General features: G+C 59.0%; 7 protein-coding genes. 6 read left to right on the forward strand and 1 reads right to left on the reverse strand.

The window, feature by feature from the left end:
- From ABYV26_RS21720 to mnhG, 6 genes are all read left to right on the forward strand, one after another.
- Positions 1-253, forward strand: a 253-nt coding sequence (locus ABYV26_RS21720; RefSeq protein ID WP_372683452.1) for an MnhB domain-containing protein, incomplete at its 5' end; no start/stop codon positions are given.
- Position 254: 1 nt separating this feature from the next.
- Positions 255-635, forward strand: coding sequence for an NADH-quinone oxidoreductase subunit K (locus ABYV26_RS21725; protein WP_372683453.1), 381 nt, complete (start codon positions 255-257; stop codon positions 633-635).
- Positions 632-2,122 (forward strand): Na+/H+ antiporter subunit D, encoded by a 1,491-nt coding sequence (locus ABYV26_RS21730; RefSeq protein WP_372683454.1) that lies wholly within the window; start codon positions 632-634, stop codon positions 2,120-2,122. The genes ABYV26_RS21725 and ABYV26_RS21730 overlap by 4 nt, the downstream gene beginning before the upstream one ends.
- The gene (locus tag ABYV26_RS21735; RefSeq protein ID WP_372683455.1) at positions 2,119-2,592 is read left to right on the forward strand and encodes a Na+/H+ antiporter subunit E; all 474 of its coding nucleotides are present in this window, start codon (positions 2,119-2,121) and stop codon (positions 2,590-2,592) included. Before ABYV26_RS21730 ends, ABYV26_RS21735 begins: the two co-directional genes overlap by 4 nt.
- Positions 2,589-2,906 (forward strand): monovalent cation/H+ antiporter complex subunit F, encoded by a 318-nt coding sequence (locus tag ABYV26_RS21740; protein ID WP_372683456.1) that lies wholly within the window; start codon positions 2,589-2,591, stop codon positions 2,904-2,906. Before ABYV26_RS21735 ends, ABYV26_RS21740 begins: the two co-directional genes overlap by 4 nt.
- On the forward strand, positions 2,903-3,283 hold the full coding sequence (gene mnhG, locus ABYV26_RS21745; protein ID WP_372683457.1) for a monovalent cation/H(+) antiporter subunit G: 381 nt from the start codon (positions 2,903-2,905) through the stop codon (positions 3,281-3,283). Before ABYV26_RS21740 ends, mnhG begins: the two co-directional genes overlap by 4 nt.
- A 44-nt stretch (positions 3,284-3,327) precedes the next feature.
- On the opposite strand, the gene ABYV26_RS21750 is transcribed toward mnhG, so the two are convergent.
- Complete coding sequence (locus ABYV26_RS21750) at positions 3,328-4,260, reverse strand: universal stress protein (RefSeq protein WP_372683458.1); 933 nt, start codon at positions 4,258-4,260, stop codon at positions 3,328-3,330.
- Positions 4,261-4,378 lie beyond the last annotated feature (118 nt).

Consider the following 4,378-nt stretch of genomic DNA (forward strand, 5'->3'; position numbering starts at 1 on the left):
AGGTCCGCAACCGGTCCGCCTGGCCCTGCGCATCGACCCCCTCGTCTTGGTCGCCTGGGGGCTGCTGCTGGCCATCGGTTCGGGTCTGTTGGCTGTGGTTGCCGGTGAGCCTTTTCTGACCGGTTTGTGGTGGCCAACGGATGCGCTTGCCGGTACCCCGGCGGTGGGCACTCCCCTGGTCTTCGATGTAGGCGTCTTTTTGGTCGTGCTGGGGACAATTTTGACCCTCGTGCTCCACCTGGAGGAGAGTTGACATGGAGACCGTCCTGGCCCTCCTGACCGGTGCCATGGTAGCCGGCAGTGTATTCCTGATGCTCTCCAGAAATCTGGTTCGTTTCATTTTTGGGCTGGTGCTGGCCAGCAACGCCGTCAACCTGTTGATCTTTGCCGCCGGCCGTATGGACACCGTTCGGCCGCCGCTGATCGAGCAGGGGGCACTGCAGCCGGCAGCGACGGTCGCCAACAGTCTGCCCCAGGCCCTGATTCTGACGGCCATCGTCATCGGATTTGCCTTGCTGGCATTCATTTTCATCCTGTTCTTGCGCGCTTACCAGCAATTGGGAACAGTGGACACCGAGGCGATGGCCGAATCCGACAGCCAGGACCTTGCACCGGCAGAAAGGTCACGACTATGAGCGGAATGCTGGTTGCGCCGATCATCGTCCCGTTCACCGCTGCAGCCCTGGCGCTGCTGGGACATCGCCGGCCGCTTTTTCAGCATGTCTCGACCCTGGTTACGGCCGCCGTGCATTTGACCGCCGGCGGGTGGTTGCTCTACCGGGTCCACCACCAGGGTATTGCCGTCCTGCACGTGGGCAGTTGGCCGGCGCCCTTCGGCATTGCCCTGGTCGCCGACCACCTCAGCGCACTGATGGTTCTGATTACCGGAGTGGTCTACGGCGCCGTGGTCGTCTATTCACGGGCCGAAATCAGCGCCGATGATCTGAAGCGGGGCTACTATCCACTGCTGCACATCCTGGTAGGCGGCATCAGCGGAGCATTTCTGACCGGCGACCTGTTCAATCTGTATGTGTGGTTCGAGGTCATGCTGATGGCCTCATTCGCCCTACTGGTACTTGGAAGAACCCGCGCCCAAATCAAAGGCGGCGTCAAGTACGTAGTGATCAACCTCTTTGCGACCCTGCTGTTTCTGACCGGGCTGGGGCTGGTCTATGGCATGACCGGAACGCTGAACATGGCCCACCTGCATCTCAAACTACGGGCAGTTGCCGATCCGGGACAGGTGGCAGCCGTATCCGTCCTGTTCCTGACTGCCTTTGGCATCAAATCCGGCCTCTTTCCGCTCTTTTTCTGGCTGCCGGCGTCCTACCACACCCCGCCGGTAGCCGTATCGGCGATTTTTTCAGGCCTGCTGACCAAAGTGGGCGTCTATGCATTGATCCGGACCTTCACCCTGCTGTTTCCGTTCAACAACAACGGCGTTCAGGAACTGGTCCTGGTGGCAGCGGCCCTGACCATGATCACCGGTGTGCTGGGTGCCGCCGCGCAGAGCGACATTCGGCGCATTTTGTCGTTTCACATCATCAGCCAGGTGGGCTACATGGTCCTTGGACTGGGATTATTTACCCCCCTGGCCCTGGCTGGCGCCGTGTTCTATCTGCTGCATCACATCGTGGTGAAGGCCAATCTGTTTTTGATCAGTGGCCTGATCCGTCAGCAGAGCGGATCATTCGCCCTGGCCCGTATCGGTGGCCTGTACGCCCGCGGTCTCCTTGCGCTGCTGTTTTTCATACCCGCTTTTTCCCTGGCCGGCTTTCCCCCTTTGTCCGGATTCTGGGCCAAAATGATCCTGATCCGGGCCAGTCTGGATGCCAACCACTTGGTCTTGGCGGGCATCGCTGCGGCAGTCGGTCTGCTGACCATCTATTCCATGACCAAGATCTGGAACGAAGCCTTCTGGAAGCCGAGGCCCACAACCGAAAGCACCACGGTTCAAAACCGTGTGTCCGTCTGGATGACAGCGCCGGTCGTGGCACTGGTCCTGCTAACCGTGTTTATCGGATTATGGCCGGAGCCGTTTTACCAGTTGGCCCGGACGGCAGCCGAAGAGCTGATCGATCCGAGGGCTTACGTCTACACCGTGGTGGGAGAGATGCGATGAATCTGTTTTTTATCAACAGCTTTCTGGCTTTCGGCTATGTGGGCGTGCAGGGACAGCTTTCCCTGGCTGGGTTTCTGGCGGGGTTTGCGCTGGGGTATGCGGTGCTGTGGATCACCCAGCCGCTGTATGGCCGGTCCCGCTATTTTCAGCGCGCCCCCAAAACCGTGCGTTTGGTGGGTTATTTCTTGATGGAGTTGATCCTGTCCAATCTGCGGGTGTTGTGGGACGTCGTCACTCCCAGGCACATCAGCCGTCCGGGTATCGTCGGTATCCCTTTACGTGCACAAACCGAATTGGAGATTCTGCTGGTGGCCAACCTGATCTCACTGACCCCGGGAACCCTCAGCATCGACCTCTCCGAAGACCGCCGTACCCTTTACGTCCATGTCATGTTTCTGGACGATCCGGATCGTTTTCGGCAAGGCATCACGGACGGAGTGGAACGACGGGTGTTGGAGGTAATGCGATGATCATCGACGGCCATACGGTGGTTCAGATCGCCAGCCAATTGGCCCTGGCGTTGTTGATCGTCAGCATGGCGCTGGCATTCATCCGGCTGGTACGGGGGCCGCAGGCAGCCGATCGCGTGGTGGCACTGGACCTGATTTCGGTGCTGATCGTTGCCTTCCTGGCGGCCTATGCCGTGCATGCCGGCGACACCTCGTTTCTGGATGTGGCCATTGCTTACGCCCTGGTCGCGTTTCTGGGAACGGTGGCCCTGGCCCGATTTCTGATGCGTTCCCGCAAACCGGGCCAGGGACCGCAAAAAAAGGTGGAGCCATGATAAGCGCCGTCATCACGGCAGCATTGCTGATCATCGGTAGTCTCTTTTGCCTGGTTGCCGCCCTGGGCATGCTGCGGCTGCCTGACACCCTCATTCGCATGCACGCCGCCACCAAGGCCGGAACGTTGGGGACGGGTTTCATCCTGGCGGCGGAAGCCGTGGCGGCCGACGAATTGGGTACGACCATCAGGGCCGTGGCCGTCATCGTGTTTTTGCTGTTGACCGCGCCGGTGGCCGCCCACCTGATCGGCCGTGCCGCCTATCACCGCGGCATCCAGCTGTTCGATAAGACCTGGATCGATGAACTCGGTGAGACGATGGAGACCACCGGAGGCGACCCGGAGAACAAGTTAACGAAGCCGACGGAGCCGCGTTAGACAGACTGACGATAGATAGCGTGTCGGTCTAACGCAAAGTGCTCTCAGGGGACCACCCAGAGCGCACCATCGGAAAACTGATTGATCAGGTAGCGACTGACACTGCCGGTAAAAAACTTTTTGTCCATCCCCCGCCGTCCGATGACCAGCGTGCCGTATTTCCCCTGTCGGTAGGCCTCCAATATCGCCTTGCCGATCCTGAAGCCGCCCTCTTTTTTACGGATCTTTACTTGACTGTCGCGAATCCCCAATGCTTCGAGCTTACTGGTGGCGTGGGCGAAAAACCGGTCGACACAGGCCTGGTCCCCCTGTCGGATAATGGTTTCGAGCGTCGCGGAGTCGACGTCCTCGAAGTCAATCGGACAAAAGTCTTTTAGCCGAGGTGCCACATGAAAGAAGGTCAGGTTTACCTCGGTGTGGCCGCCGATCATGAAAGCCAGATGGTCCACGGCCCGCAGGGAGCTCTCCGATCCGTCAACGGCGATCATGATCTCCCTGGAAGGTCCTTTTTCATCGACCAGCCAGATCGGAATCAGTTGGGAGTTGTCCACGATGTTGGCGCTCACGCTGCCGAGGAAAACGTCAGCCAGCCCGGAAAGCCCCCGCCGGCCAACAAGGATGGCGTCAACCAGCATCGCCGTGCCGTGCTCCAAGACATCTTTGGACACACCGAATTTTCGGGGCAGGGTCAATAGCTGGACGTCAACGTCGGGGACACCGTGGGACATCAAGAGCAGCTTGTCCTTTTCGAGAAGCGCCTGCGCGGCTTGGTTGCTTTTTCGCATCAGCTTTTGCAGCGCGGCGCTGGCGCCTGGTTTTAGCTTGGCTTCATCCAGCAGGTATTGGGAAATAGTCGGCTGCACATGAAACAGGAGATATTTAAGGTCGCTCAGCGTTTCACGCAGCGAGGCCGCATAGCGCAGTGCGTTTTCCGAATGCCGGGAATCGTCGACGGCGATCAAGACTTTCTTTTCCATTGGATTTCCTCCTGATTGGCCAATAAAAGGTGCCTGTCACGACGGGATCATCTTTCATTGGAATCCTAAGGCCTGCCCATTCAGGTGTAAAGTAGCATTGCGGAAAAAAGGGAGTTGC

Origin of the sequence: Desulfosarcina sp., assembly GCF_041551955.1 — a bacterium.
Taxonomy (GTDB): Bacteria; Desulfobacterota; Desulfobacteria; order Desulfobacterales; family Desulfosarcinaceae; genus Desulfosarcina.